Origin of the sequence: Arthrobacter sp. W4I7 (assembly GCF_030816215.1) — a bacterium.
In the GTDB taxonomy this organism is placed as follows: domain Bacteria; phylum Actinomycetota; class Actinomycetes; order Actinomycetales; family Micrococcaceae; genus Arthrobacter; species Arthrobacter siccitolerans_A.
Window position 1 is genome coordinate 619,858 of sequence record NZ_JAUSXU010000001.1, and the last position, 23,950, is coordinate 643,807.

The window sequence follows — 23,950 nt, forward strand, 5'->3', positions numbered from 1 at the left end:
TCCCGGCCGGCAGGAATTCTTGCCTGGACCGGCGGGAACGCTGCGCTTAACGCATTTCTGCGCCTGCAGGATCAAACTGCAATGATGGAGCCATGAGCAACCGAATCGCATTCCTTGGCTGTGGGTCCATGAACGAAGCCATCCTCGGAGGTCTGCTGGAAGCCGGGACGGATCCGGCGGACATCGTGGCCACCGTCCGGCGTGCAGAACGGGCCGCGGAACTGGCGGAGCGCCACCACGGCATCACCGCGATCGCCGGCGAGGAGGAACCGGACAACAACAAGCAGGCCAGCAAGGGCGCAGCCGTCGTGATTCTGGGCGTCAAGCCGGTTGGCATCGCGGATCTCGCCCGTGAGATCAGCCCGGCACTGGCGCCGGAAACGGTAGTGGTGAGTGTGGCTGCTGCGGTTTCGATCGCCCAGCTGGAGGCTGCCCTCCCCGCCGGACAGCCCGTGATCCGCACCATGCCCAATACTCCCGCCAAGCTCGGGCGCGGTGTTGTCTCGGTCTCGCCGGGCACCAGCTGCACGCAGGAACAGTTGCAGAAGGTCAAGGACATCCTGCAGGGCGCGGGAACCGTTGTCGAGGTGCCGGAGGAACAGGTGGATGCCCTTTCCGCCATCAGCGGCTCAGGACCGGCGTACGCCTTCTATCTTGCCGAGGCCATGGCAGCGGCAGGGCAGGAGCTGGGCCTGGACGCTGAACTGTCCCTGCTCCTGGCAAGGGAAACCGTGGCCGGCGCCGGATTTATGCTCGCCGAGCCTGGGGCTGACCCGGCGTCCCTGCGCAAAGCCGTGACCAGCCCGAACGGTACTACCGAGAGGGCTATCGCAACCTTCGACGAGCGGGGCATCCCGTCCATCATCGCCGCGGGCGCCCGCGCAGCGGCGGACCGGGCAGCAGAGATCACCAAACAGCTGGGCTGACTGGGCCCACAATCGCGGGGTTCCGTGGCCGGGGCCCACGCCGGCGAGGGACCCTGCCTGAGCTTGCGAAGGCTGGGAGCCGGTGGGGATTACGGACGGGCGGCGAAGCGTTCCAGCAGGTCCACGTGGCCGGACACGATCAGCATGTCCCGGGAGGACACCTTGGTTTCGGGCCGCGCGTAGGTGAAGTCCTCGCCCGGGGATTTGACGCCCACGATCGTGACGCCGTACTTCGACCGGACCTTGGACTCGTCCAGGGTGAACCCCACCGTTTCGCGCGGCGGGTACATCTTCACGATGGCGAAGTCGTCGTCGAACTCGATGAAGTCCAACATGCGCCCGGAAACCAGGTGGGCGGCCCGGACACCGGCATCGGCCTCCGGGTAGATCACGTGGTTGGCGCCGATGCGGGTGAGGATTTTGCCGTGCGAGGGCGTAATCGCCTTCACCCACAGGTGCTCGATGCCCAGATCCACGAGGTTGACGGTAATCAATACCGAGGATTCGATGGACGTGCCAACGCCCACCACAGCCGAGCTGAACTCCTGTGCCCCCAGCTGGCGGAGCGCGTCGATGTTGGTGGCGTCGGCCTCCACCACGTGAGTCAGCAGCGGGGCGAACTTCTGCACCAGGCTGCGGTCACGCTCAATGGCGAGTACTTCCCGGCCCTGTTTGACCAGCTGCTCGGCCGTGGAGGAACCGAACCGGCCCAGCCCGATCACCAGAACCGGAGCATTGTGGGCGGGCCGACGTGGGGCGTCTGGGGAACTAGCCAATGATTGGCCTCTCTTCCGGGTAGTGGTACAGCTGGCTGCGCTGGCGCAGGGCCAGGCCGGCTGCAAGGGTAACGGTGCCAACGCGGCCAGCGAACATCAGCGCCGTGAGGACATAAACGCCCGACGGCGGCAGTTCGGCGCTGAGGTTGGTGCTGAGCCCCACGGTGGCGAAGGCGGAAATGGTTTCGAACAGCACCCGGTCCAGGGAGGCGCCGCTGATGTGGAGCAGCAGGAACGCGGACACTGAAACAAGGGTGGCACCGGCCACGATCACGGAGATGGCTACGCGCATGCTGCCTTGGGGGATGGTCCGCCCGTAGACCTTGACGTCCGCGTCGCCCCGGGCCTCGGCAATGATGGCCAGGAACATCACGGCAATGGTGGTGACCTTGATGCCGCCTGCAGTGGAAGCCGAGCCGCCGCCCGCGAACATCAGTGCGTCCGTCAGGAGCATCGTGGTGGACTCCATCTGGTTCTGGTCCACCAGGTTGAATCCCCCGGATCTGGTCATCACCGAGGCGAAAAGTGAGTGGGTGATCTTGTCGCCGAGTTCCATGGGGCCAATGGTCCGGGCGTTGTCCCACTCCATCAGGCCCCACAGCACGGTTCCCGCCGCCAGCAGGATGAAGGACACCTGGATGGTGAGCTTGGTGTGCAGGTTCCACTTGCGCCAGTTCAGGCCGTTCTGCTGCAGGACCATCACCACAGGAAATCCGAGGCTGCCCAGGAACACGCCCAGCATCAGGGGGACCAGGATCCACAGGTCGGTCTCGTACGGCACAATGCCATCCGAGTGCGGGGTGAAACCGGCGTTGTTGAAGGACGAGATTGAATAAAAGATGCCGTGCCAGACGGACTGCCAGAAGGGCTCGCCCAGGGTGAGGAAGCGGGGGATCAGGGCCAGCGCCAGGGTCCCTTCGATGACCACCGACGTGGTGATAACGATCCGCAGCAGGGTACCCACCTCTCCAAGGCGGCCTGCGTTGTTCATGGATTCGGCGGCGATGATCTTGCCGCGCACGCCAAGCCGTTTGCTCACCATCAGCGCCAGCAGCGACGCCAGGGTCAGCGTGCCGAGGCCGCCGATGAAGATGCCGATCAGGATCACCATTTGGCCGAAGAAGGACCAGTGCACCGCAGTGGACACCACGGTGAGGCCCGTGACGCACACGGCGGAGACGGCCGTGAACATCGACTCGTGCAACGGGGTGGCCGTGCCGGTGGCGGAGGAGATGGGCAGGGAGAGCAGGAACGTGAACACCAGGCACACGGCGGCGAAGGCGCTCAGCGCGAGCCGGGCCGGCGAGGTGTTTGCAATGTCGTCAATGAAGTCACGCACCCGCGTGAAAACCCAGAGGCCCTCCCGCTCCTGCTCCGGGGGATGCCAGCTGGCCGGGTTCCGGGGCCTCGACTGGCTTTGCGTCATGTGTGGCTTTTCCTCGGTTGACTCTTCTTCCCTCAGTAGTAAACCACTTATGTCCGCGTAATGGCCGGGCGGGAAGGGCAACGGGCTCGGGTAGCCTGTGATTGATGACATATCTGCCCGGTCTCAGCAAGCCCGCGCCGCCAACGACGGTGGCGTGGGGCGCCGACATGACCGCCTACAATTTCGGTCCGGGCCACCCCATGGCACCCGAGCGGATGGACCTCACGGCACGACTGGCCCGCAGCCTGGGACTCTTCGACCTCGACCACGTTTCCGTCGAAGCCCCTTACGTCGCCACGGACGCCGAACTCGAGTCGGTGCACTCGGCTGAGTTCGTGGCAGCGGTCCGCCGCGTCAGCGGTGACCCGTACGCGACGGACGAAGCCCGCGGCCTGGGTACCGAGGATGATCCTGCGTTCGCCGGGATGCATGAGGCTGCCGCCAGGCTGGCCGGCGGCTCGCTGCTGGCCGCTGCAAAGATCCTGGACGGCTCGGCCCTGCACGCGGTCAACTTCGGCGGCGGCATGCACCACGCCTCCCGCGACCGGGCCAGCGGGTTCTGCATCTACAACGACGCCGCACTCGCCGTGCAAAAGCTGCTCGACGGCGGGGTCGGCAAGGTGGCATACCTCGACGTCGATGCCCACCACGGGGACGGCACGGAGAGTATTTTCTGGGATGATCCCCGGGTGCTCACGGTATCCCTGCACGAAAGCGGGCTCACCCTCTTCCCCGGCACTGGGTTCGCCAACGAAATCGGCGGACCCAAAGCCGAAGGGAGCGCGGTCAACATCGCCCTGCCCTCAGGAACAGGCGATGCCGGGTGGCTGCGCGCCTTCCACGCGGTGGTGCCCCAGCTTGTGGCGGCGTTCCAGCCGGAGGTGATCGTGAGCCAGCACGGCTGTGACTCGCACCGGACCGATCCGCTCACGCACCTCAACCTCAGCGTTGACGGACAGCGGGAGGCGGCCACCGCCGTCGGCAATCTTGCCGCCCGTTACTGCGACAACCGCTGGATTGCCACCGGCGGCGGCGGGTACAACGTGCTGCAGGTGGTTCCGCGGTCCTGGAGCCACCTCATTGCCATCGCGGCAGGCCGGCCGGTGCCGCTGCGCACGGCGGTCCCGGAGGACTGGCGCAGGTACGTTGAGGAGAAATTCGGTGCGTCGGCGCCTGACCTGATGGGCGACGACGTGGAGCTGTGGTGGCGGTCCTGGGAAGTGGGATTCGACCCCAACGACGCCGTGGACCGGACCGTGATGGCTACCCGCAAGGCAGTCTTTCCGCTGCACGGACTGGACCCCTGGTTCGACTAGAACCCCGCTCCCTCCCACGCTCGTCCCAACGGCTTGGCCCGGCGAAATAGTTGATGCCTTTCGGCGTATATGTCGCTAGGGTGGGAGGCATGGTGACAGACGACGTATTTGCCGTCATAGCGGAATCGACCCGGCGGGACATCCTGACCTCCCTCCGCTCCGGAGACAAGGCAGTGGGGGAGCTGGTGGAGGAACTGGCGGCAAGCCAGCCCACCATTTCCAAGCACCTGAAAGTCCTGCGTGAAGCGCAGCTGGTGAGCATGCGGGCGCAGGGCCAGAAGCGCTATTACGCGCTGAACCGCAAGCCGCTGGAGGGGATCGCCAGCTGGCTGGAAACGTTCGACGTCGGCTCGGCAGCCGCCGCGGTGACGTCACCTGCCGCCCCTGCCTCCGCCGTCGTGAGCCGGGACGAGGCGCCGGCCCCATCCCTGGCGGAAGCGCTGCAGGTAGCGCCGGCGAAGGAACACGCAACCGTCGATGCCGTGGCAGCGGATGCTGTCTCCGCCGGCGTCCTGGCGCCCGATGGCGCAGACCTGGGTCCCGCCGTCGTTATTCCCGGCGGAACAGCTGCGCCGCTCAGCGATGACAGCGTGCCCCAGCAGATCGGCCGGACCGTGGGCCGCGCGGCCACCAAAGCAGCCGACCTGCTGGCGAACCTCCCCAACCTGCCGAAGTTCGGCCGCAAAAAATAGCCCGTTAACCCAAGTAGGTAGCGCCAAGTGTCGTTCTGACCCGTCAAAACGACACTTGGCGCTACTCAGTTGGGGTCCGCCCTACTTGTTGAGCAGGCGGACGTGGTCCGGGGTGAGCTCGGAGAGCTTGCTGACGCCCAGCAGCGCCATGGTGCGCGCCATGTCTTTTTCGAGGATCTGGAGGGCGCGGTCCACACCGGCACGCCCGCCAGCCATCAGGCCGTACAGGTAGGCGCGACCGATCAGTGTGAAGTCGGCGCCGAGGGCCAGCGCAGCCACGATATCGGCCCCGCTCATGATGCCGGTATCGAGCATGATCGCGGCGTTGGTGTTGTCCGTGGTGAACGCCTGCTTGACCTCGGGGAGGAGGTGGAACGGGATGGGGGCACGGTCCAGCTGGCGGCCGCCGTGGTTGGACAGGACCACACCGTCGGCGCCGTGGTCCACCACGCGGCGGGCGTCCTCCAGCGTCTGGATGCCCTTGACCACCAGCTTGCCCTTCCAGGTTTCGCGCAGCCAGTCCAGGTCCTCGAAGGTGAGCGTGGGATCGAACATGGAGTTGATCAGGTCCGCCACAGTGCCGGTGTAACGGGACAGCGAGGCGAACGTGAGCGGCTCGTGGGTGAGGAAGTTGAACCACCAGGCGGGGCGGTACGACGCGTCCAGTACCGTCTTGACGGTCAGCGCCGGCGGGATGGTCATCCCATTGCGGACGTCGCGGAGGCGGGCGCCCGCCACTGCCGTGTCCACGGTGACCATGAGCGTATCGTTGCCGGCCCTGGCGGCACGTTCAATCAGCTCCAGCGAGCGGTCGCGGTCCGTCCACAGGTACAGCTGGAACCAGTTGCGGCCATTGGGTGCGGCGGCGGCGACGTCCTCGATGGAGGCCGTGCCCATGGTGGAGAGGGTGTAGGGGATGCCGGCTGCCTCAGCTGCCTGGGATCCGGCGTACTCGCCTTCGGACTGCATCATCCGGGTGAAACCCGTGGGGGCGATGCCCACGGGGAGACGGGAGGGCTTGCCCAGGATTTCGGTGCTCAGGTCGATAGCGGAGACGTTCCGCAGGATTCCGGGGCGGAATTCGATGTCCAGGAAGGCCTGGCGGGCGCGGCGGAGGGTGATTTCTTCTTCCGCTGCGCCATCGGTGTAGTCGAAGGGTGCCTGCGGGGTGCGGCGCTTGGCCATGTCCCGCAGCTCCCAGATGGTGCTGGCCCGCTTGAGCCGGGCTTCCTTGCTGAACCCGGGCTTCTTGAACTGCATCAGGGGAGCGAGGTCCGAGTACTTGGGGATGCGGCGTTTCAGCGCCGCGGGCACGGCGGACGAGGCGCCGCCAGCGTCGGGAGCCGTGGCTGAGGGCGCCGCCGGGATATCCGTGGCGTCCGGTGCCGGCGTGGCTTCCGGGTTGTTGGGCTGGATAGTGTGGGTCATGGCGTCCTCCGTTGGGCCGGTGACAAGGTCCTGGGTGCAGCGACCAGCTGTGGTCTAACCACACTCTAGGGCATGTGGTCCAACCACATCAACTACTATTGCTCCATGAAGACCCATCAACTTGTCCTCGCCTGGATTGAGGCCGAGCTCTCGGAGGGGCGGCTGGCAGTGGGCGGGCGGCTTCCCGCCGAACGTTCCCTCGCCGAGCAGCTGAAGGTGTCCCGCACGTCTGTCCGTGAGGCGGTCAGGATCCTTGAGGCGATGGGCGTGGTGCGGGCGGGAGTTGGGTCCGGCCCCGAAGCCGGGACGGTTGTCATCTCGGATCCGACGGCGGCACTCGGCTCAGCCCTGCGGCTGCACGTGGCCACGCAGCACCTTCCTGTGGCGGACATCGTGGAAACCCGCGTGCTGCTGGAGTCATGGGCGGTGTCCCACGCCAGGCCGGATTCGCCTGAGCTGGCCGGCGCCGCCCGGCTCCTTGCTGAGATGGATGCCGAAGAGGTGGAGGTGGATGAGTTCCTGGCGCTGGACGTCCGCTTCCACCTGGCGCTCGCAGACGCTGCCGGCAACGTGGTGGTCAGCGCCATGATGGGATCGTTGCGCGAATCCATCACCGGCTACGCGTCCCGGCTTACGGCCAACCTGCCGGACTGGGACTCCACGGCGGCGCGGCTGCGGGCGGAGCACCGTGACATCCTGGCCGCCGTGCAGCATAACGACGGCGAACGGGCGGCCAAGCTTGTCGCAGCGCACATCGAGGGCTACTACAAAGAAGCCGGGCTGGCCGCCGATAGAACGGAGCCAGCCCGGCCGTAGGTCGGGTTTGCGTCGGTGACGGAGTCTGCTAGCGCAGCTCTATCTCCACCGACTGGAAGTCATCGGCGGAATGGCGGCCCACCAGGATCCGGAACGTCCCTGACTCAAACTGCCAGCCGCCGTCGTAATGCCCGAAGGACCTGGCCGGAATCCGGACCGCCACGCTTTCGGTGCCGCCGGGGGCCAGGTGCGTCCCCGCATAGCCCGCCAGCCACTGGACGGGACGGTCCACTAACGACTCAGCCCGCTCCAGGTACACCTGGACCACCTCGCGGCCGGAACGGCTGCCCGTGTTGCGCACCGGCACATGTACCACCACGTCCTTGCCCGCCAGGACCGACTGCGGGGCGTGCGGCGCGCCCAGCTCGAAGGTGGTGTAACCCAACCCGAAGCCAAACGGGAGAGCCGGGGCCGCGCCTCCTTCGGCCTGCTGCTTGAGCCAGGCACGGTAGCCCACGTGGATGCCCTCGGAGTACACAACCTTGCCGTTGACGGGGGTGGTTTTCAGCACCGGCACGTTCTCAAGTGCGGCGGGCCAGGTGGTGGGCAAACGGCCGCCCGGTTCCTCCACACCCAGCAGGATGTCGGCGATGGCCCGGCCGAATTCCTGGCCGCCGAACCAACCCAGCAGGACGGCACCCACCTTGTCGAGCCACGGCATGAGGACCGGTGAACCGGAGTTGACCACAACCACAGTGCGCCTGTTCACCGCGGCGACTGCCTCCACCAGCTGGTTCTGCAACCCGGGGAGATCCAGGTCCTGGCGGTCGAAGCCCTCGGATTCGATGGCGGCGCTGGTTCCCACCACCACGATTGCCACGTCCGCAGCCTTTGCCGCTTCCACGGCCGCATCGATCTCGGCCTGCGGGTCCTCCACCACGGTTTCCTCGCCCAGGAGGATGGCGGTGAAGGGAATAACCTGTTCCTTCGGCAGCTGGTAGACCGCCTCGATGCGGAACGGTTCGCCGGCAATGGTTTCCACGCGGTGGACGGTCTTGGGCGGGTCGAAGAGGGCGGCGCCCAGCACGTCGGTGTCGTCCTTAATCTCACCGTTGAACACCTCCTCACCCTGCAAGGAGAGCTGGATCTGGCCAACGGTTCCGACGCCCAGGTGATGGACGCCGGCAGTCGGAGCAGTCCAGTCCGCCTCCATGCGGATGGCGGCCGCGCCCTCCGGGATGCCGACGCCAAACCAGATCAGGTGCGACGCGAGCCGGTCCTCGCCCGAGATTTCCGAGCCGTCTTCAGCCAGGAAGGTCACCCGCATCCCGGGCACGTTCGTGACAGGGTTGTGGAGCGAGGTGCGCGGGAAGGCCTGCAGGCCTTCGGCCACCTTGGCCCCACGGGCGTAGCTGACGCTGACGTCCGGGAGCGCCTCACGCAGGCCCTCGAGGGGTGAGACCGTGTATTTGGGCATGACCGTGGCGCTGCCGCCGCCCTGCGTGCGGGCTTCCTCCGCGTTGTGCCCGCTGACCGCGACGCTTTGCAGCGCGGCCGGGTCAAGGGGCAGGAGTCCGTCCCTGTTGCGGACCAGGACCGCACCGCGCACGGCCACTTCACGCGCCACGGCGGTGGCGTTGAGGGCTGCCGGAAGTTCGGTCACTGCAGGAGCTACGCCCTCCAGCGAGCCCACACGGGCCGCGAGGCGGAGGATGCGGATAACTTTTTCGAGGATCGCAGAGTGGCTGACGCGGCCGTCATTCACGGCGGCCAGCAGCTTGGGGCCCCAGTGTCCTACCGGCCCCGGCATCTCCAGGTCCTGGTTCGCGTTCGCCGCTTCCACGGAGCGGACCCCGGTCCAGTCCGAGACAACCACACCGTCAAAGCCCCATTCGGTGGACAGCGGCGTCTTCAGAAGCTTGTTCTCACTGGCCGTGGTGCCGTTGATGGAGTTGTAGGAGCTCATGACCAGCCATGCACGGGCCTCGGTGATCGCGTCCTCGAAGGCCGCCAGGTAGAGCTCGCGCAGCGGACGCTCGTCCACCACCGAATCCGCCGTGAAACGCTCCGTCTCCGCCTCGTTGGCCAGGTAGTGCTTGGGCGTGGCGCCGACGCCCATGGACTGCACGCCGGCCACGTAGCCGGCCGCCAGGGTGGCGGTGAGGCGCGGGTCTTCGCTCATGCACTCGAAGTGCCGGCCGCCCAGCGGGGAGCGGTGAAGGTTGATGGTGGGTCCCAGCACCGCGTGCACGCCCTTGCGGCGCGCCTCCTGGCCCAGGACCTGGCCGTAGCGTTGTGCCATTTCCACGCTCCACGTGGCCGACAGCGCTGACGACGACGGCAGGGAGACTGAGTCATGCCGCTCGTCGAAGTCTTCGCCCCGTACGCCCGACGGACCATCTGACAGGACAACCCGGGAGAGGCCAATGGAGGGGAGGGCGTGGGTGGCCCACACGTCCGCGCCGGTCAGCAGCTGGATCTGCTGTTCCAGGGGAAGGTTTTCGGCGAGTTCCCGGATGCGCGCTTCTGCATCCGGGGAACCGGCGGCTGGAACCGTGACGGCTGGGGCAAGGGCGGGGTTCATTTACTTGACTCCTTTGATGCGGGTGACGAGGACGGCGCCGATGATGCCGACGACCGCCCCGCCGATGAAGAGCGCGGGGTAACCGCCGAGCGTGATGACTGGGAATGCGAGCGCGGGGACCAGGGACTGCGGCAGTGCCTGGGCGATGTTGAAGACGCCGAACGTTTTGGCGTTCTCGCTCTGGCTGCCGGGCAGGAGATCGGCGATGAGGGCTACGTCCACAGCTCCGAAGCAGCCCAGGCCGAGACCGGCGATAGCCTGACCCACGAGGACCTGGTCAGTGGTGGTGCTGGTGGCAATGACGATCAGGCCGGCCATCATGATGATGGCGGAGGCAATAACCATCCCTTTGCGCTTGCCGATCTTGTCGCTGATCCAACCGCCGGCGAGGCTGGTAATCACAGTTCCCAGGGAGCTGACCAACGTTGCCTGGAAGACCAGTGATGCCACTTCGGTCTCCGCGACGCGGAGGTGGTCGGCGAAGAAGTAGGGCAGGTAGAGCAAGCCGGCGCAATAGCCGATGTACACCAGGAATTTGGTGAACCAGGCCCAGCCCAGGCCCGGGTAGGTGCGTGGGTTGAAGTAGAAGGACCCGCCGATTTCCTTCAGGCTCAGCGGGGCCGGCTTCTCGGTGAGGACCCGGTCCTTGAAGGTGAAGGCGAAGGCGATGGCTACTGCTGTTCCAACAGCGCCGGGGACCACGGCCATCTGGAAGGCGTTGTCGAAGAGTTGGGCGAAATAGGCGGCGGCAACCAGGCCAACCGGCAAGGTCATTCCGATCAGCCCGGACAGGCGCCCGCGCTCAGCGGGTGCTGTTTGGTCCGGGAGGGTTGCCACCAGTGCTGCCAGGGCCGCGTTGAAGCTGAGCTGGGCAAGGACCCAGGCCACCAGCACGCCGGCAACGTCGGTGGCTGACCCGAGCAGGATCAGCGAGCCCATCCCCACGATGGAGCCACCGACTATCCAGGGCTTGCGCATGCCGAACCGGGACGTGGTCCGGTCGCTCAGGCGGCCGAAAAGGGGGTTGGCCAAAAGGGCGATCAGTGCGCCCACACCTGCCACCAGGCTCAGGGCTCCGGCTCGGGTTTCCGGAGTGGTGATCTCCGAAACCTTGATGGCCAGCACCACCAGGGCCGGCGCCAGGACAGCCATCCACAGGCCGGCGCTGGCGATCGGCATGCCGACGACGTAGGCGCGGGGTGTACTGGTGGGCGCTCCCAGGGCGGGAGCGGATTTAGCGGTGTTGCTGGATGAAGTTCCACGGGCTGGCAGCCCTGCGGAATCCCCGGTGATGGTCTTGACGGCCACGGTGCCTCCTGACAAAAAGTGACCCTCCGTTGGGTCCTGCAAAAGATGCTACATGCAAAAACCGAGTCTGACTAGATTTTGAGCACAGCGCGAAATTTTGCCGTAAAGCCGTGAAATACACTGGCCTGATGTCTTCATCAAAGCCGCGCGGCCAGTACGCAAAAGGAGCGGAACGCCGCGAACAGATCATCCAGACGGCAACCGACGTTTTCGCCACAGAAGGCTTTGAGGGCACCGCACTGAAGCGAGTGGCTGAACTGGTGGGGGTGAAGGAAGCCACCCTGTTCCACTACTTCCGCGGCAAGCAGGAACTGTTGACGGCCGTTCTCGCTGAAAGGGACCGCCGGAGCCTTGCATCGACAAACGCGGAAGAAGCGGGCCTTCCCCTGATGGTCCGGTCCGCCGAACGCAACCGTCATGAACCGGGCCTCACCACCTTGTATGCAGTGGCGTCAGCTACGGCGAATGACCCCGGACATGATTCACACCGGTATTTTGAAGAGCGGTTTGCCGAGGTGGTTGACGTTCTGGCCACCGACATAGCACGCCGGCAGAAGGCTGGAGAGGCGCGCGCCGACCTGCCGGCGGCGGATCTTGCACGGCTGGTGGTTGCTGTTTCCGACGGGCTGCAGTTGCAGTGGCTCTACAACAAGGAGGTGGACGTGGCGAAGGGGCTCACCCAGGTCATAGACGTGCTCCTGAAGCCGCCGGCCGGGCCTTAGATGTAGTGAAGGGTTTTAGCCGTGCACTGTTGAGCGTGGAGCCTTGGCAGGGCCGCTGCTGGCCCGGACCTCGAGGCGCGGCTGGTAGCGGCTGCCCGGAGCATCGTTGTCCTCCTTGCGGATCAGCGCGCGGAGCTGGTGCCAGGCCTGCTCGCCCAGTTCGGTAATGGGCACCGCAGCCGTGGTGAGGGCAGGGGTAGTGTACTTGGCGAACGGGATGTCATCGAAGCCGGTGACGGAGATGTCGCCGGGAACATCCAGCCCGCGCTCGTGCAGCCCGCTCATCAGGCCCATGGCCACCAGGTCGTTGAAGGCAAGGATGCCGGTGGCGCCGCTTTCCAGCACTGCGTCCACGGCCTCATGCCCGGTATCGAAGTCCGAACCGCCTTCGAGCATCCGCACGTCCACCTCCGGGTGGGCAGCCTTGAACGCTTCCAGGCCCTTGAGGCGCATGCCGTTGGAGGCGCTGCGGGGCGGGCCGGCAAGGAATGCCAGGCGGGTGTGGCCCAGGTCCACAAGGTGCTCGGCGAGGTCCTGCACGCCCTGCCCGTAATCCACCACCAGGCTGGGAACGTCCGCTGCCGCCGTGGTCCGGTTGATGAGCACCAGCGGGCTCAGTGACGGCGCGATCTCCTCCAGTTCGGCGTCGGTCATGCGGGGCGCGCACAGAACCAGGCCGTCGCAGCGCCTGCGGGCCTCGCCGGCCAGGATGGTTTCTTCGCTGGACACCTCGAAGGAATCAGCGATGAGGACACGGTAGCCGTCCTGGGCGGCAGCCCGGCTCAGGCCGCGGAGGATGGCCTGGAACGTGGGGTTCGCGAGATCCGGCACCACGATGCCGATGGTATCGGTCTTGCCCAGGGCCAGGCTGCGGCCCACGGGGTTGGGCTGGTACTTCAGTTCTGCCGCTGCCGCCCGGACGCGGGCGGCGATATCCGGGTCCACGGTGAAATTCCCGTTCATGACCCGGGATACGGTGGCATGGGAAACCCCTGCCTTTACGGCAACATCCGCGATGCCAATCCTGCCGGTTGCCGATCTCCTGGCCATGGTGGTCCCTTTCCTTTGCGCTGCGGGCCGTCGGCCCTGCGCGTGCTGCTGCCCTGGACGTTCTGCTGCCGAAGGCAGGTTCGTGCCGCCTATTCCTGACAGCGTGTTGATTCTCAGCATATAACGCTGCGGGAAAGCGATTTCTAACGTTTTCCCAAGTTTTCCCACAAGTTTTGGCCGTTCCAGGCGGGCCGCGGCGGGTACCCGATTAGAAAACGGTTTCTCGCAGTGCTGATAATGGTTGACGGATGGCCGTTCGGGTTGATACAAATCTAATAACGAAGTGAGAAAACGCTTTCTTGGGCGGTGCATCGGAGCGCCGCATGTCGATACGTCAGGGGCCGCCAGGGCGGCCAGGTAATACCTTTCGAAAGGGACCCTTCATGGTTAACACAGCCGAGTCGAGTACTGCAGGGACGGCAACAGCTGCCGCGGACACCTCCACAGCCCTTGGTACTGCAGCCGGACACGGTGGCAAAGCCCGCATCGCCCTTATCGGCACCGGCGGACGCTCTGAAATGTACATCCGCGCCATCTTCGGCAAGCACGCCGATACCGCCGAACTCGTGGCTTTCTCGGACGTGAACCCGGGGCGCGTGGAGTTCTACCAGCAGCTCATCCAGGAACTGGGCGCACCCGGACCGGTCGCTTCATTCGATCCGGCAGACCTCACCGCCTTCATCCAGGCCAATAACATTGACCGCGTCATCGTCACCACGCCTGACTACACCCACGCCGATTACATCGTGGAGGGACTCCGCGCGGGCGCGGACGTCGTCGTCGAAAAACCCCTCACCATCGACGCTGAAGGCTGCCGCCGCATCACCCAGGCCGTGCACGAGACCGGCCGCAACGTGGTGGTCACCTTCAACTACCGCTACTCCCCGCGCAACAGTGCACTCAAGGAAATCATCCAGAGCGGCGTGATCGGCAAGGTCACGTCCATCGACTTCAGCTGGGTCCTGGACACCGTGCACGGCGCGGACTACTTCCGCCGCTGGCACCGCGAGAAGAAGAACTCCGGCGGCCTGCTGATCCACAAGGCTTCGCACCACTTCGACCTGGTCAATTGGTGGATCGACGACGTCCCCGAGCGCGTCTTCGCCTCCGGCGGCCTCAAGTTCTACGGCGACAAGAACGCCGCCGAGCGCGGCCTGGGCCCCCGCCCGGAACGCGGTACCCCCGACGCCGATGCACCGGTCACCGGTGAGAAGGATCCGTTCACCCTGGACCTGCGCGAAGACGAGCGGCTCAAGGCCCTCTTCCTCGACAACGAGCACTACGACGGCTACCGCCGCGACCAGGACGTCTTCACCGGCGGCATCACCATCGAGGACAACCTCGCGCTGGTAGTGGAGTACCAGGGCGGCCCGCGCCTGAGCTACTCCCTGAACGCCCACAGCCCTTGGGAGGGCTACCGCGTGGCCGTCAACGGCACGGAAGGCCGCGCCGAGCTTGAGGTGGTGGAACGCGCCGCTGTGGTCAGCAGCACGGACAAAAAGACCGTGGTGGACCCCAGTGCAACGCCCATCGAAGAAGAAGACGCCATCCGCCGCAACGGCGAACGCCTGGTGGTCCAGCGCCACTGGGAAGCAGCCTACGAAGTACCCATCATCAACGGTGAAGGCGGCCACGGCGGCGGTGACGAGCTCCTGCTCTCGGACCTCTTCAACGGACCGGGCGAGGACCCGCTGGGCCGCCCCTCCGGCTACCTTGACGGGCTGCGCTCGGTCTCCGTGGGCATCGCCGGCAACCGCTCCCTGGAGACTGCCCTGCCCGTACGCATTGAGGACCTGGACCTCGGCGTCGACCTCCGCCGCGGCAACTGACCGCAGCGCCGGACCCGAAGGAATAACATGAGCAGGATTTTTGTCACCGGCGGCTCCGGCCGCCTGGGGCGCAGTGTTGTGGCCGGGCTCGCCGAAAAGGGCCACCACGTGATTTCTGTGGACCGTGAGGCCGTTCCGGCGGACCAGCTGCCCGCGGGCGTTGTGCAGGAAACCGCCGACCTCCTGGCCCCCGGCGAGGCGCTGCGCCTCCTCCGGGAAACCACGCCCGACGCCGTCATCCACCTTGCGGCGATCGCCGTACCGTTCAGCGCGCCCGAGGACGTCATCTTCGCCACGAACACTGGGCTCGCCTTCGCCGTGGTCAGCGCCGCGACCGAAGTGGGGGTGCAAAATATCGTGACGGCCAGCAGCCCCACGGTTCTGGGTTACGGGTCACCCGCGGGCTGGCTGCCGCCGTCGTTCCCGCTGGACGAGCGGACGCCGCCAAAGCCGTGGAACGCCTACGCGCTGTCCAAACTCATCGCGGAGCAGACCGTGCAGGCGTTCGCTGCCGCGCAAGGGGAGAAGATCCGGTACGCGGCCTTCCGCCCCTGCTATGTGATCTCCCCCGAGGAGTGGGAAGGCGCGCCCACCCAGCAGGGCCACACCCTCGCTGAACGGCTGGCCGATCCCGCACTGTCCGCACCCGCACTGTTCAACTATGTGGATGCCCGGGACGTGGCAGACTTCCTGGACCTGCTCCTGGAGAAGATGCCGTCCATCCCCAATGGGGAAACCTTCTTCGTCGGCGCCGCTGACGCCCTCGCCACGTCACCCCTGGCTGAACTGATGCCGAAATTCCTGGCCGGAAGCGAAACCCTCAGCGCAGGCCTTACCGGCACCAGCCCGGCCTTCTCTATCGCCAAGGCCCAGGAACTCCTGGGCTGGCACCCCACGCGCAGCTGGCGCACTGAACTGAAATCCCATCCCACCCTCAACGACGAGAACCCCGCGCTGGTTGCTGCCGGCAGCGGAACCCAGGAGACACCATGAAATTCGACGGCGTACTGTTCTTCCCCGTCACCCCGTTCACGGCCGAAGGTGCCGTTGACGTCGAGCTGCTCAAGGAGCACATCAGCTCCCGGCTCCCCTTCGGGCCGGGCGGCGTTTTCCCCGCCTGCGGCACCGGCGAATTCCATGCCCTCAGCATCGAGGAGGTGCGCACCGTGGTGACGGCCGCCGTCGAGGTTGTCGCCGGCAAGGTGCCGGTCGTTGCCGGTGCCGGCGGCCCCCTGGGCCACGCCCTCGCCGCCGCCCGCGCGGCCGAAGAAGCTGGTGCCGACGCCCTCCTGGTGCTCCCGCCGTACCTGGTCACCGGGCCCACCGAAGGGCTGGTGGCCTACATCGAGGCGGTGGCCGGCGCCAGCAGCCTGCCTGTGATCGTCTACCACCGCGGCAACGCAAAGTTCACCGCTGCTTCGATCGCGCGGCTTGCTGCCAACCCCAAGGTGGTTGGGTTCAAGGACGGGCTGGGCGACGTTGGCCTGGCCCAGGAAATCGTCTCCGCCGTCCGTGCCACCGGACGTGAGGACTTTGCCTTCTTCAACGGATTGCTTACCGCCGAACTGACCCAGGGCGCGTACCGCGGCCTCGGCATCCCGCTGTACTCCTCGGCTGCATTCGCCATGGCCCCGGAAATTGCGAAGGCGTACTACGACGCCTACATGGCCGGTGATGAGGAGCGCCGCAACGCCCTGCTGGAAGGGTTCTACGCACCACTGGTCCGGCTCCGTGACCAGACCCCCGGTTTCGGCGTTTCGCTGATCAAGGCTGGCCTGCGCCTGGGCGGCCTGCCCGTTGGCTCCGTGCGCCCGCCGCTGGTAGACCCTAGCGAGGAGCAGCTGGTCCAGCTTAAGGCCATCCTCGCCAAGGGCTACGAGCTGGCCGGCCGCTGATGGGCGCCCTTGCCGCCGAAGCGGTCCGGACAGTGCCGCGCATCACGGGCCTCTCCACCCGGCTCATCACCGTTCCGCTGCGCCGCAGCTGGGGCGTTGAGGCGCCGGAGAACCATGTGATCGTCACGGAGATCCACACGGACGACGGCGGTGCGGGGCACGGTTTTTCCTGGACGCCCACCATTGGCCCCCAGGCGGTTAAGGCGCTGCTGGACTATGACATTGCGCCGTTCATCTCCGGGATGCCCGCCAATCCGGAGGTGGTGTGGGACGCGCTGTGGAAGCGGCTGCATGAGGCAGGCGGCGGGGGCCTCACGACCATTGCGATGGCCGGGGTGGATCTGGCGCTGTGGGACCTGCAGGCTTCACGCGCCGGCACCTCCGTCACCGGATTTGTGGGCCAGCGGCAGGAGTCCGCGGAGGTTTACGGTTCCGGCGTGAACCTGCACTACAGCCTTGAAGAGCTGGTCGCCCAGACGGAACGGTGGATCGCGGCGGGGCACCAGGCTGTGAAGATCAAGGTGGGCAAGCCGGACATCCGCGAGGACGCCGAACGCGTGGCCGCCGTCCGTTCCGTCCTGGGGCCGGACCGGAAACTGATGATCGACGCCAACCAGCGCTGGGACCTGCCCACCACGCTCCGCGCCCTCGATGTCTTGGCCGGTTTTGGCCTGGAATGGCTCGAGGAACCCATCCGGGCGGACGATCTCTGGGCCTACCGGAGGCTCCGCAAGCACTCGCCGGTGCCGATCGCCCTCGGTGAAAACCTGCACACCATCTACCGCTTCCGCGATTTTATTGAGGCGGAAGCGGTGGACATCATCCAGCCGAACATCATCCGGGTGGGAGGCATCACCCCGTTCCGGCGGATCGTTGAACTTGCCCGGACCAACAGCATCAAGGTGATGCCGCACCTGCTCCCGGAGCTGTCCGGCCAGCTGGCGCTGACGCTCGCGGAGCCTACCCTGGTGGAGGACGTGGAGGAGGCGTCCTTTGAGCAGCTGGGCATACTGGCGGGCCCGTCGCCGGTCCGGTTCAGCAACAGCCGGGTGACACTCACGGACCAGCCGGGGCTCGGCTTCCGCTTCCGGGACGAATCGTAACGAAGAACGCACATCCACAGAACAGGTACCTGACGTGACAACTGCAACCCTCTCCTTGTCTGAGCTCACGGCCGCTGCCACTGAGGCTGCCAAAATCTCGGCGGCGGCCTCCGATGCACAGCGCGCCGCCTGGCTCACCGCCGTGGCCGACGCTTTGGACGCCAACGCCGCCGAGCTGGTGGAGATCGCCGATTCCGAGACCAGCCTGGGCGCCACCCGCCTCACCGGGGAAGTGGCCCGTACCACCGGCCAGCTGCGGCTGTTCGCGCGCGTCATCACCGAGGGCTCGTACCTCGAGGCAGTGATTGACCACGCGAACCCGGACGCCACCCCGCCCACGCCCGACCTGCGCCGCATCCTGCGGCCCATTGGGCCGGTGGCGGTTTTCTCGGCGTCGAACTTCCCGTTCGCCTTCTCGGTGGCCGGGGGCGATACCGCTTCCGCGCTGGCCGTGGGCTGCTCCGTGATCGTCAAAGCCCACTCCGGCCACCTGCGCCTCTCGGAACGGACTGCTGAGATCGTCGCTGCTGCCCTCCGTGACGCCGCCGCGCCGGAGGGTCTGTTTGCCCTGGTGAGCGGCCGCGAGGTGGGAACAGCCCTGGTCCAGGATCCGGCCATCAAAGCGGTGGGTTTCACCGGTTCCATCCCGGGTGGCCGGGCCCTCTTCGACCTCGTAACGTCCCGACCGGAACCCGTCCCGTTCTACGGCGAACTGGGCAGCCTGAACCCGGTGGTGGTCACCGAGGCAGCGCTGGCCAAACGCCCGGGCCAGCTGGCCGAGGGCCTCGCCGGATCCTTCACCCTCGGCGCCGGGCAGTTCTGCACCAAGCCCGGGCTGGTGTTTATCCCGGCCGGAACGGATTTCGCCGCCCAGGTGGCGGAGGCCAGCAAGGACAAGCCGGCCCTGGGCATGCTGACCAGCCGGATCGCCGAGGCCTACCCGGACGGCCTGCGCAGCTTCGCTTCCGTACAGGGCGTGGACGTTGTCAGCGGCAGCGTGGACCAGGATGCGGTGTCAAACGGCGCAGCCCCGGTGGTCTTCTCCACCACCGCTGCGAACGTACTGGAAAACCCTGAGCAACTGCTGGAGGAGTGCTTCGGGCCCACCACCATGCTGATCGAATACACGGACCGGGAGGAACTGTCCGCCGTCCTGGCCAAAGTACCGGGCAGCCTGACTGCCACCGTCCACGCGCAGCCGGGGGAGGACCTCTCCGGGCTCGTGGAGCAGTTGTCCGAACTCGCGGGCCGCGTCCTCTTCGACGGCTGGCCCACCGGCGTCGCCGTCAACTGGGCCCAGCAGCACGGTGGCCCCTACCCGGCCACCACCTCGCTTTTCACCTCGGTGGGGGCGACGGCGGTCCGCCGGTTCCAGCGTCCGGTCGCCTACCAGGACGCTCCGGAGTCCGTCCTGCACCCGGCGCTGCGCGAAAGCAACCCGCTGGGCATCCCGCGCCGGGTGGACGGGGAACTCGTCCTCCCCTAACAACCCTCTCTCAGTTGATGTGGGTTTAGACGAAACGCTAGCGCAGATAGCGTCGCCTTAATCGAAACGCTCTCTCAGTTGGCTTGCCGGTACGGCGGCTACAACTGAGAGAGCGTTTCGCATTTCGGTGCATTATCTGAGAGAGCGTTTGCTTAGAGCTGGAGCGTGGCCGGCCGCTGGATGCCGTTGACCGCCGTCGCGGGCCAGCGGGGATCGACGGTTAGGACCTGGAGGCCTGACGCGGTGAGCTGGACAGTGTCCTCGATCTTTACGCCGGGCCCGGACGGGTTCCAGGTGAACGCCTGGTTCAGGACCACGGTGTCCGTCGCTGCAGCGGTAACGCGGGGATCACGGCCCGCGTAGCCGGCGGGCCCGCCCTGATGGTGCTGCTCCCACTGGTCCGGGCCGAAGCCGTGCCGGGTGTAGGCTGCCTTGATTTCGGCGAAGATCCTGTCGAGCCTGGCGCCGGGGACGGTGGCGTCGAAGATGTCCGCTTCCACTGCGGCGATGCGTGCCTCGGCGTCGCGCTCTTCCACTGTGCCGCCGTCGAACCTTACCCAGCGGGTGATGTTGGCGACCATGCCGTCCCTGCGGGCACACACAACCGCCATGGCCCGGCGGCCGAGGGGAGAGTGCGTGGCCAGCGGGTGCCGGAACGCGCTGCGGTTGCTGCCGTTGCACAGCAGGACCAACGGCTCCGCACCGGCCGCGACAACCCGGGCTGCGAGGGCGGAGACCAGCTCAAACTCGGTGGTCCCCGGCCGCGCCGTTGAGAGGACGTCCGTCATCACCACTGCCATCTCGGCGCTGAGGCGGGCGTAGCGGGCGCTTTCTGCCGGGAGGAGCTGCTGGCGGGCGGCCCGCAGCTCGCCCGTGATGTCTGCTTCCGCCAGCGGCGCTGCACCAGCTCCAGCGGTGCCGACGGCGGCGGCCGCCTCGTGCAGGTTGCCGTACCAGGGCACGGTGTGCAGGGCGACGCCGGCCGGCAGTTCCTCGGCAGCGATCCGGCCGGCTTCATTGTTGAAGGTGACGAGGTGGTCGCCGCCGTGGTCCACCAGGAGGGCAGCGATTGGATCGCCGGCCAGGCTGATGTGCACGCGGCTGCCGTCCAGGTACCAGGTCAGGGCGGTGTTGGTAGTCAGCAGCAGGGAGTCCTTCCCCTTGGCATCGAGGATGTCCAGGATCCGCCGGCGTTTGACGGCGCGGTCTTCGGCGGACGCCGGGGCTACCCTGCCCGCAAGCGATGTGGTTTCAGCTGTTGTCTGGCTCATGAACGGTTCCCCCGACGGTTGATCAACGATTCGATGTCTGCTGTGCCCAGGATGCCGTCGGCCACAAAAACGGTGATGCCGCGCTGTACAGGATTGCCCGGTTCAGCAATGACCGGCCTGTCCCACGCCAGCGACTGGCCCACGCCCGGGTAACCATCCGCCCGGACGAACCAGGGGTCCGTGGAACCCTCTGCCGGCACAAAAACGAGCGTTGCGCTGCCACCTGACGTGCCGCCGTCGGACGTTCTGTCTTCCAACGTCCCGGCCCCGAACTCTCCAGCCCAGGCGAGCCAGGGCGTCACGGAACCGTGGACCTCGGATTCGCCCGCGCCGGCCGGCGTCCATACGGTAGCGCCGCCGCATTCGGGCAGCCGCCAGAAGAACCCGCCGTAGCCGCCTTCATGGCGGCCGTTGGAACCGGGGCTGCCCAGGCTGACCGGCTGGTCGCCGGCGGGGGAGAGGGCAAAGTCGAGGGAGAGCCGCCAGGTGGCGGAGCTGACGCCGGACCACGTCCAGGTGCGCTCCTCGACCAGGACCGGGGCGTCGTCGGGCCCGTTCCAGCTCAATGTCTCCTGCAGGCAGCCTTCCGGGCCTCCTGTCACGGCAGCGGTCTCATCGATGGAGGTTGCGGTAACGGTGATTCTGCCGTGGTCAGGACGCCAGATGTACTGTCCGGCTTCGCGGGTATAAGTGCGGCCGCCCCAGAAATTGGTGCCGTCCACATCCTGCAGGGCCACTCCGACGCCGAGGTGCCATACGTGGTCCAGGGGCTGATGGTCCGTAACCACGGTTCCTGCAAGGGTCCGGACCGGGTGCAGGTAGGGCCGCGGCGAAGACACTGCGCGGATCCCGCTGCCGTCCTGGTACTCCGCGATCTCCTGGCCGTCGATTGTCAGCGGGCGGACCGGTGGTAGCTTCCGGGCCCACGGCACTCCGAGCTCGGCAAACGTGGCCTGCGCTTTGGCGGCACGTTCCAGGGAAGGCCCGATGCCGTGAACCACGGGGTGGGCGTCGTCGCCTTCCCCCTCCCACGTGATGTGCTCCGGGCTGATTTGCTGCGGCGCAGGCGCGGTGCGGATGGCTTCCAGCACCGTTGTGAAGGCGCCGGTGTCCGGCAGGGAACACAGCAGCGGGGCGCCGGTGGACCGCGCGTCCAGCAGGTTCTCCAGCAGGTCTGTCCGGCCGAAGGTCTCGCGGCGCTCGCCGTCGGCCGTGGTGATAACCACCTCATCTTCTGTGTAGAACAGCGTGATCTCGCCGAGCGTGCCGTGGACCGTCACGGACGGGTTCTGCTGCTCGGGTGCACACAGCGTCAGGCCGCAGAGCAGCGTGGTGCCGGCGGCGGTGCGTACGCGGAGGATGGAGGTGTCATCACTCTCGGTATCGTGGGCCCGGTAAAGGTCGGTCTCCACCGACTTAACATCCGCGAGGGTGTGCGCCCCGGCCACGTGGAGCGCCGTGGCCACCGCATGTGCCAGGGCGTTGGTTGCCACGCCGTCCACGACGTCGATGCCGTCCAGGCTGCGCTTCCCGGCCCAGCGTGACCGCTTGAAGTAGGCCTTGCTCCGCACCCACTGCCCTGTGGCGCTCAGCCCGAGGACGTCACCAATGCCGCCGGATTCCACCACGGCGCGGATGGCAGGCAGCGCGCGTGAGCCGAGGCTCTGGAAGCCCACCTGGACCAGCCGCCCTGCGCTTTCGGCTGCTGCCAGCACTTCCTCGAACTGGGCGAGGGACGCCACCGGCGGCTTTTCCACATAGACGTCCTTGCCGGCTGACAGAGCGGCGAGGGCCAAGGGAGCATGGGTCTGGATGGGGGTGGCAAGAATGACGACGTCGACGCCCGGATCCGCTGCCAGCAGCTGCGCCAGGTCATCGAAAACGGCTACCGATTCTGCCAGCTGTCCCTGCGCCGGCGGGTTGGGGTCCGCCACGGCGACGAGTTCGACGCCGCCGGCTTCCTCGAGCCGCGCCAGGTTGGCCAGGTGCCGTTCGCCGAAGCCGTGGACGCCTACCAGGGCTATGCGTGGGACAGCCGCGGGGGCAGCGGCGGGCGGGTTGTCGCCGCCCGGGTGCGTGCTGCTTTCCGTGATGGCGGAGTGTTGAGTCATGAGGGTGATCCTTGTGAACTGAAGGTGGATTGGGAGCTGAGGGTGGATTGGGAGCTGAAGGTGGATTGGGAGCTGAAGGTGGATTGGGAACTGAGATTGGGCGGGCAGTGAAGGGTGGCGGCGAGGAAGGCCAATGCTTCCTCCTGCATCCGGGACGTGAACACGTGGCCGCCGGGCCAAAAGCTTCCGGTATAGGTTCCATGTGGGTGCAGCGACTCCAGGATGGCGTGGGCCTCGCGCATGCCGCCTTCCGGAAAGAGTTCGTCAGCCAGGGCGTACTGCACCAGCAGCCGGCTGGCCGCCGACCTTGCAGTGAGCTCCGGCCAGTCGCCGACGCGCCACAGGCCGGGAGTCTGCAGCAGCCAGGAATGGGCGTCCAGGTGGGCGGGCAGCAGCGACTGGAATGTGGTCATCATGCAGGTCACCACGTAGCTGCGGATCCGGGGGCTCAGCGCGGCCAGGGCCAGGGATCGGCCGCCGCCGCCGGAGAAACCGATGCAGCCCAGCCTGTCCTGGTCCACATCCGGCAAAGCGGCGAGGATTTCCAGGGCGGCAACGTCGTCGTGCGCCACCATTCCGGCCAAGCTGGTGCCCAGCAGGCCTGCGGTTTTGGCGACGGTTTCCTCGTGGAACCCGGCTGCGGCGTTGTACACCTCGGCTTCGGAAGGCACCACGCCGTCCTCCCGCCATTGCGCCTGCCTTGCCGCCAGGGCCGCGGCCGTTCGCCAGGGCGGGAGGTCAAGGCTGAAACGGCGGCTGCCCCAGGCGAAGGTGTCGTGGGCGAGGACGGCGAAGCCGCGGCGCGCAATGTCAGTGGCAAGGGCGTGGCCGTCATAGTGGCCGGCACGGGCACTCTCCGCCGAAGGATGGGACTGGGGGAGCTCCACCAACCGGTCCGCGCCGCCGAACTTGTTGCCGCCGTGGCAGTGCAAGGCCAGGACCCCGGGCAGGGGACCGGAAACGCCGGTCGGGCGGATCAGCCAGCCCGTGGTGCGGGGACCGAAGCCCAACTGCCAGCTGAGCTGGGAGGTGGTGACGCCGTCGTGCGTCTCCTCCCAGAGGACCGTCACGTCAGGTGGCGGCAGCGCGCCGGGTACGCCGAGGGCGTCTGCGAGTTCCTGGGCCGCCGCGCTGGCCGCCTGGTAGCGGGGGTTTCGCTGAACGTAGGCAGGCCAGTCCTCGTAGCCGGCGATCGCGCTGGGCCGTGCCGGGCGGGGATCTTTGGTCACTCCGGCATTACCGCTCACTGGCTTGCCTCCTGTTCGGGTGGT

General features: G+C 66.9%; 19 protein-coding genes. 10 read left to right on the top strand and 9 right to left on the bottom strand.

The features are described from left to right. The first annotated feature begins 92 nt into the window (after positions 1-92). Positions 93-926: a pyrroline-5-carboxylate reductase gene (gene proC / locus QF047_RS02865; protein ID WP_306635609.1), complete on the top strand. Its 834-nt coding sequence runs from the start codon at positions 93-95 to the stop codon at positions 924-926. 89 nt (positions 927-1,015) lie between these two features. Here proC and QF047_RS02870 read toward each other — a convergent pair whose 3' ends face one another. Both QF047_RS02870 and QF047_RS02875 read right to left on the bottom strand, forming a co-directional pair. Further along, entirely contained in the window at positions 1,016-1,702 is a 687-nt protein-coding gene (locus QF047_RS02870; protein ID WP_091422541.1) for a TrkA family potassium uptake protein, read from the bottom strand. Then, on the bottom strand, positions 1,695-3,128 hold the full coding sequence (locus QF047_RS02875) for a TrkH family potassium uptake protein (protein ID WP_307273710.1): 1,434 nt from the start codon (positions 3,126-3,128) through the stop codon (positions 1,695-1,697). The genes QF047_RS02870 and QF047_RS02875 overlap by 8 nt, the downstream gene beginning before the upstream one ends. Before the next feature lie 104 nt (positions 3,129-3,232). Here QF047_RS02875 and QF047_RS02880 point away from each other — a divergent pair, with 104 nt between their 5' ends. Next, entirely contained in the window at positions 3,233-4,444 is a 1,212-nt protein-coding gene (locus QF047_RS02880; protein ID WP_307273713.1) for an acetoin utilization protein AcuC, read from the top strand. An 89-nt stretch (positions 4,445-4,533) separates the two neighbouring features. Beyond that, complete coding sequence (locus QF047_RS02885) at positions 4,534-5,136, top strand: helix-turn-helix transcriptional regulator (protein ID WP_307273715.1); 603 nt, start codon at positions 4,534-4,536, stop codon at positions 5,134-5,136. A gap of 81 nt (positions 5,137-5,217) precedes the next feature. Here the strand turns inward: QF047_RS02885 and QF047_RS02890 are convergent, their stop codons facing one another. Continuing rightward, positions 5,218-6,564, bottom strand: a complete 1,347-nt coding sequence (locus tag QF047_RS02890) for an alpha-hydroxy acid oxidase (RefSeq protein ID WP_307273717.1) — start codon at positions 6,562-6,564, stop codon at positions 5,218-5,220. Positions 6,565-6,669: 105 nt separating this feature from the next. Here QF047_RS02890 and QF047_RS02895 point away from each other — a divergent pair, with 105 nt between their 5' ends. After that, a complete protein-coding gene (locus QF047_RS02895; protein ID WP_307273720.1) occupies positions 6,670-7,380 on the top strand; it encodes a FadR/GntR family transcriptional regulator in 711 nt (236 codons plus the stop codon). A 28-nt stretch (positions 7,381-7,408) separates the two neighbouring features. Here the strand turns inward: QF047_RS02895 and QF047_RS02900 are convergent, their stop codons facing one another. Together QF047_RS02900 and QF047_RS02905 are read right to left on the bottom strand one after the other, a co-directional pair. Then, positions 7,409-9,904, bottom strand: coding sequence for a glycoside hydrolase family 3 protein (locus QF047_RS02900; RefSeq protein WP_307273723.1), 2,496 nt, complete (start codon positions 9,902-9,904; stop codon positions 7,409-7,411). Next, complete coding sequence (locus QF047_RS02905; protein ID WP_307273726.1) at positions 9,905-11,212, bottom strand: MFS transporter; 1,308 nt, start codon at positions 11,210-11,212, stop codon at positions 9,905-9,907. It lies immediately after the preceding gene. Between the two features lie 128 nt (positions 11,213-11,340). Between QF047_RS02905 and QF047_RS02910 the strand changes: the two genes are divergently transcribed. Next, positions 11,341-11,934, top strand: coding sequence for a TetR/AcrR family transcriptional regulator (locus tag QF047_RS02910; protein WP_306635591.1), 594 nt, complete (start codon positions 11,341-11,343; stop codon positions 11,932-11,934). A gap of 15 nt (positions 11,935-11,949) precedes the next feature. Here the strand turns inward: QF047_RS02910 and QF047_RS02915 are convergent, their stop codons facing one another. Next, positions 11,950-12,984, bottom strand: a complete 1,035-nt coding sequence (locus tag QF047_RS02915; protein WP_307273729.1) for a LacI family DNA-binding transcriptional regulator — start codon at positions 12,982-12,984, stop codon at positions 11,950-11,952. 383 nt (positions 12,985-13,367) lie between these two features. Between QF047_RS02915 and QF047_RS02920 the strand changes: the two genes are divergently transcribed. The 5 genes from QF047_RS02920 to QF047_RS02940 are packed head-to-tail and all read left to right on the top strand — an operon-like array spanning position 13,368 to position 19,297. After that, positions 13,368-14,813, top strand: coding sequence for a Gfo/Idh/MocA family oxidoreductase (locus tag QF047_RS02920; protein WP_307273732.1), 1,446 nt, complete (start codon positions 13,368-13,370; stop codon positions 14,811-14,813). A 27-nt stretch (positions 14,814-14,840) separates the two neighbouring features. Then, positions 14,841-15,806 (top strand): NAD(P)-dependent oxidoreductase, encoded by a 966-nt coding sequence (locus QF047_RS02925; protein WP_307273733.1) that lies wholly within the window; start codon positions 14,841-14,843, stop codon positions 15,804-15,806. After that, entirely contained in the window at positions 15,803-16,708 is a 906-nt protein-coding gene (locus tag QF047_RS02930; RefSeq protein ID WP_307273736.1) for a 5-dehydro-4-deoxyglucarate dehydratase, read from the top strand. The genes QF047_RS02925 and QF047_RS02930 overlap by 4 nt, the downstream gene beginning before the upstream one ends. After that, positions 16,708-17,811 (top strand): mandelate racemase/muconate lactonizing enzyme family protein, encoded by a 1,104-nt coding sequence (locus tag QF047_RS02935; protein WP_307273738.1) that lies wholly within the window; start codon positions 16,708-16,710, stop codon positions 17,809-17,811. The genes QF047_RS02930 and QF047_RS02935 overlap by 1 nt, the downstream gene beginning before the upstream one ends. A gap of 34 nt (positions 17,812-17,845) precedes the next feature. Beyond that, complete coding sequence (locus QF047_RS02940; protein ID WP_307273741.1) at positions 17,846-19,297, top strand: aldehyde dehydrogenase (NADP(+)); 1,452 nt, start codon at positions 17,846-17,848, stop codon at positions 19,295-19,297. Positions 19,298-19,449: 152 nt separating this feature from the next. On the opposite strand, the gene QF047_RS02945 is transcribed toward QF047_RS02940, so the two are convergent. Genes QF047_RS02945 through QF047_RS02955 form a run of 3 tightly spaced genes read right to left on the bottom strand, consistent with a single transcriptional unit; the run spans position 19,450 to position 23,926 of the window. Beyond that, positions 19,450-20,568, bottom strand: a complete 1,119-nt coding sequence (locus QF047_RS02945; protein ID WP_307273743.1) for a Xaa-Pro peptidase family protein — start codon at positions 20,566-20,568, stop codon at positions 19,450-19,452. After that, positions 20,565-22,679, bottom strand: coding sequence for a DUF6807 family protein (locus QF047_RS02950; RefSeq protein WP_307273744.1), 2,115 nt, complete (start codon positions 22,677-22,679; stop codon positions 20,565-20,567). Before QF047_RS02950 ends, QF047_RS02945 begins: the two co-directional genes overlap by 4 nt. Next, complete coding sequence (locus QF047_RS02955) at positions 22,676-23,926, bottom strand: acetylxylan esterase (protein ID WP_307273746.1); 1,251 nt, start codon at positions 23,924-23,926, stop codon at positions 22,676-22,678. The genes QF047_RS02950 and QF047_RS02955 overlap by 4 nt, the downstream gene beginning before the upstream one ends. Positions 23,927-23,950 lie beyond the last annotated feature (24 nt).

What these genes read in the sequence shown, in the direction of transcription:
- QF047_RS02875 (WP_307273710.1), bottom strand. Translation starts at nt 3,128, where the DNA reads ATGACGCAAAGCCAGTCGAGGCCCCGGAACCCGGCCAGCTGGCATCCC.
- QF047_RS02885 (WP_307273715.1), top strand. Translation starts at nt 4,534, where the DNA reads ATGGTGACAGACGACGTATTTGCCGTCATAGCGGAATCGACCCGGCGG.
- QF047_RS02920 (WP_307273732.1), top strand. Translation starts at nt 13,368, where the DNA reads ATGGTTAACACAGCCGAGTCGAGTACTGCAGGGACGGCAACAGCTGCC.
- QF047_RS02945 (WP_307273743.1), bottom strand. Translation starts at nt 20,568, where the DNA reads ATGAGCCAGACAACAGCTGAAACCACATCGCTTGCGGGCAGGGTAGCC.
- QF047_RS02950 (WP_307273744.1), bottom strand. Translation starts at nt 22,679, where the DNA reads ATGACTCAACACTCCGCCATCACGGAAAGCAGCACGCACCCGGGCGGC.
- QF047_RS02880 (WP_307273713.1), top strand. Translation starts at nt 3,233, where the DNA reads ATGACATATCTGCCCGGTCTCAGCAAGCCCGCGCCGCCAACGACGGTG.
- QF047_RS02895 (WP_307273720.1), top strand. Translation starts at nt 6,670, where the DNA reads ATGAAGACCCATCAACTTGTCCTCGCCTGGATTGAGGCCGAGCTCTCG.
- QF047_RS02935 (WP_307273738.1), top strand. Translation starts at nt 16,708, where the DNA reads ATGGGCGCCCTTGCCGCCGAAGCGGTCCGGACAGTGCCGCGCATCACG.
- QF047_RS02900 (WP_307273723.1), bottom strand. Translation starts at nt 9,904, where the DNA reads ATGAACCCCGCCCTTGCCCCAGCCGTCACGGTTCCAGCCGCCGGTTCC.
- proC (WP_306635609.1), top strand. Translation starts at nt 93, where the DNA reads ATGAGCAACCGAATCGCATTCCTTGGCTGTGGGTCCATGAACGAAGCC.
- QF047_RS02890 (WP_307273717.1), bottom strand. Translation starts at nt 6,564, where the DNA reads ATGACCCACACTATCCAGCCCAACAACCCGGAAGCCACGCCGGCACCG.
- QF047_RS02930 (WP_307273736.1), top strand. Translation starts at nt 15,803, where the DNA reads ATGAAATTCGACGGCGTACTGTTCTTCCCCGTCACCCCGTTCACGGCC.
- QF047_RS02915 (WP_307273729.1), bottom strand. Translation starts at nt 12,984, where the DNA reads ATGGCCAGGAGATCGGCAACCGGCAGGATTGGCATCGCGGATGTTGCC.
- QF047_RS02910 (WP_306635591.1), top strand. Translation starts at nt 11,341, where the DNA reads ATGTCTTCATCAAAGCCGCGCGGCCAGTACGCAAAAGGAGCGGAACGC.
- QF047_RS02925 (WP_307273733.1), top strand. Translation starts at nt 14,841, where the DNA reads ATGAGCAGGATTTTTGTCACCGGCGGCTCCGGCCGCCTGGGGCGCAGT.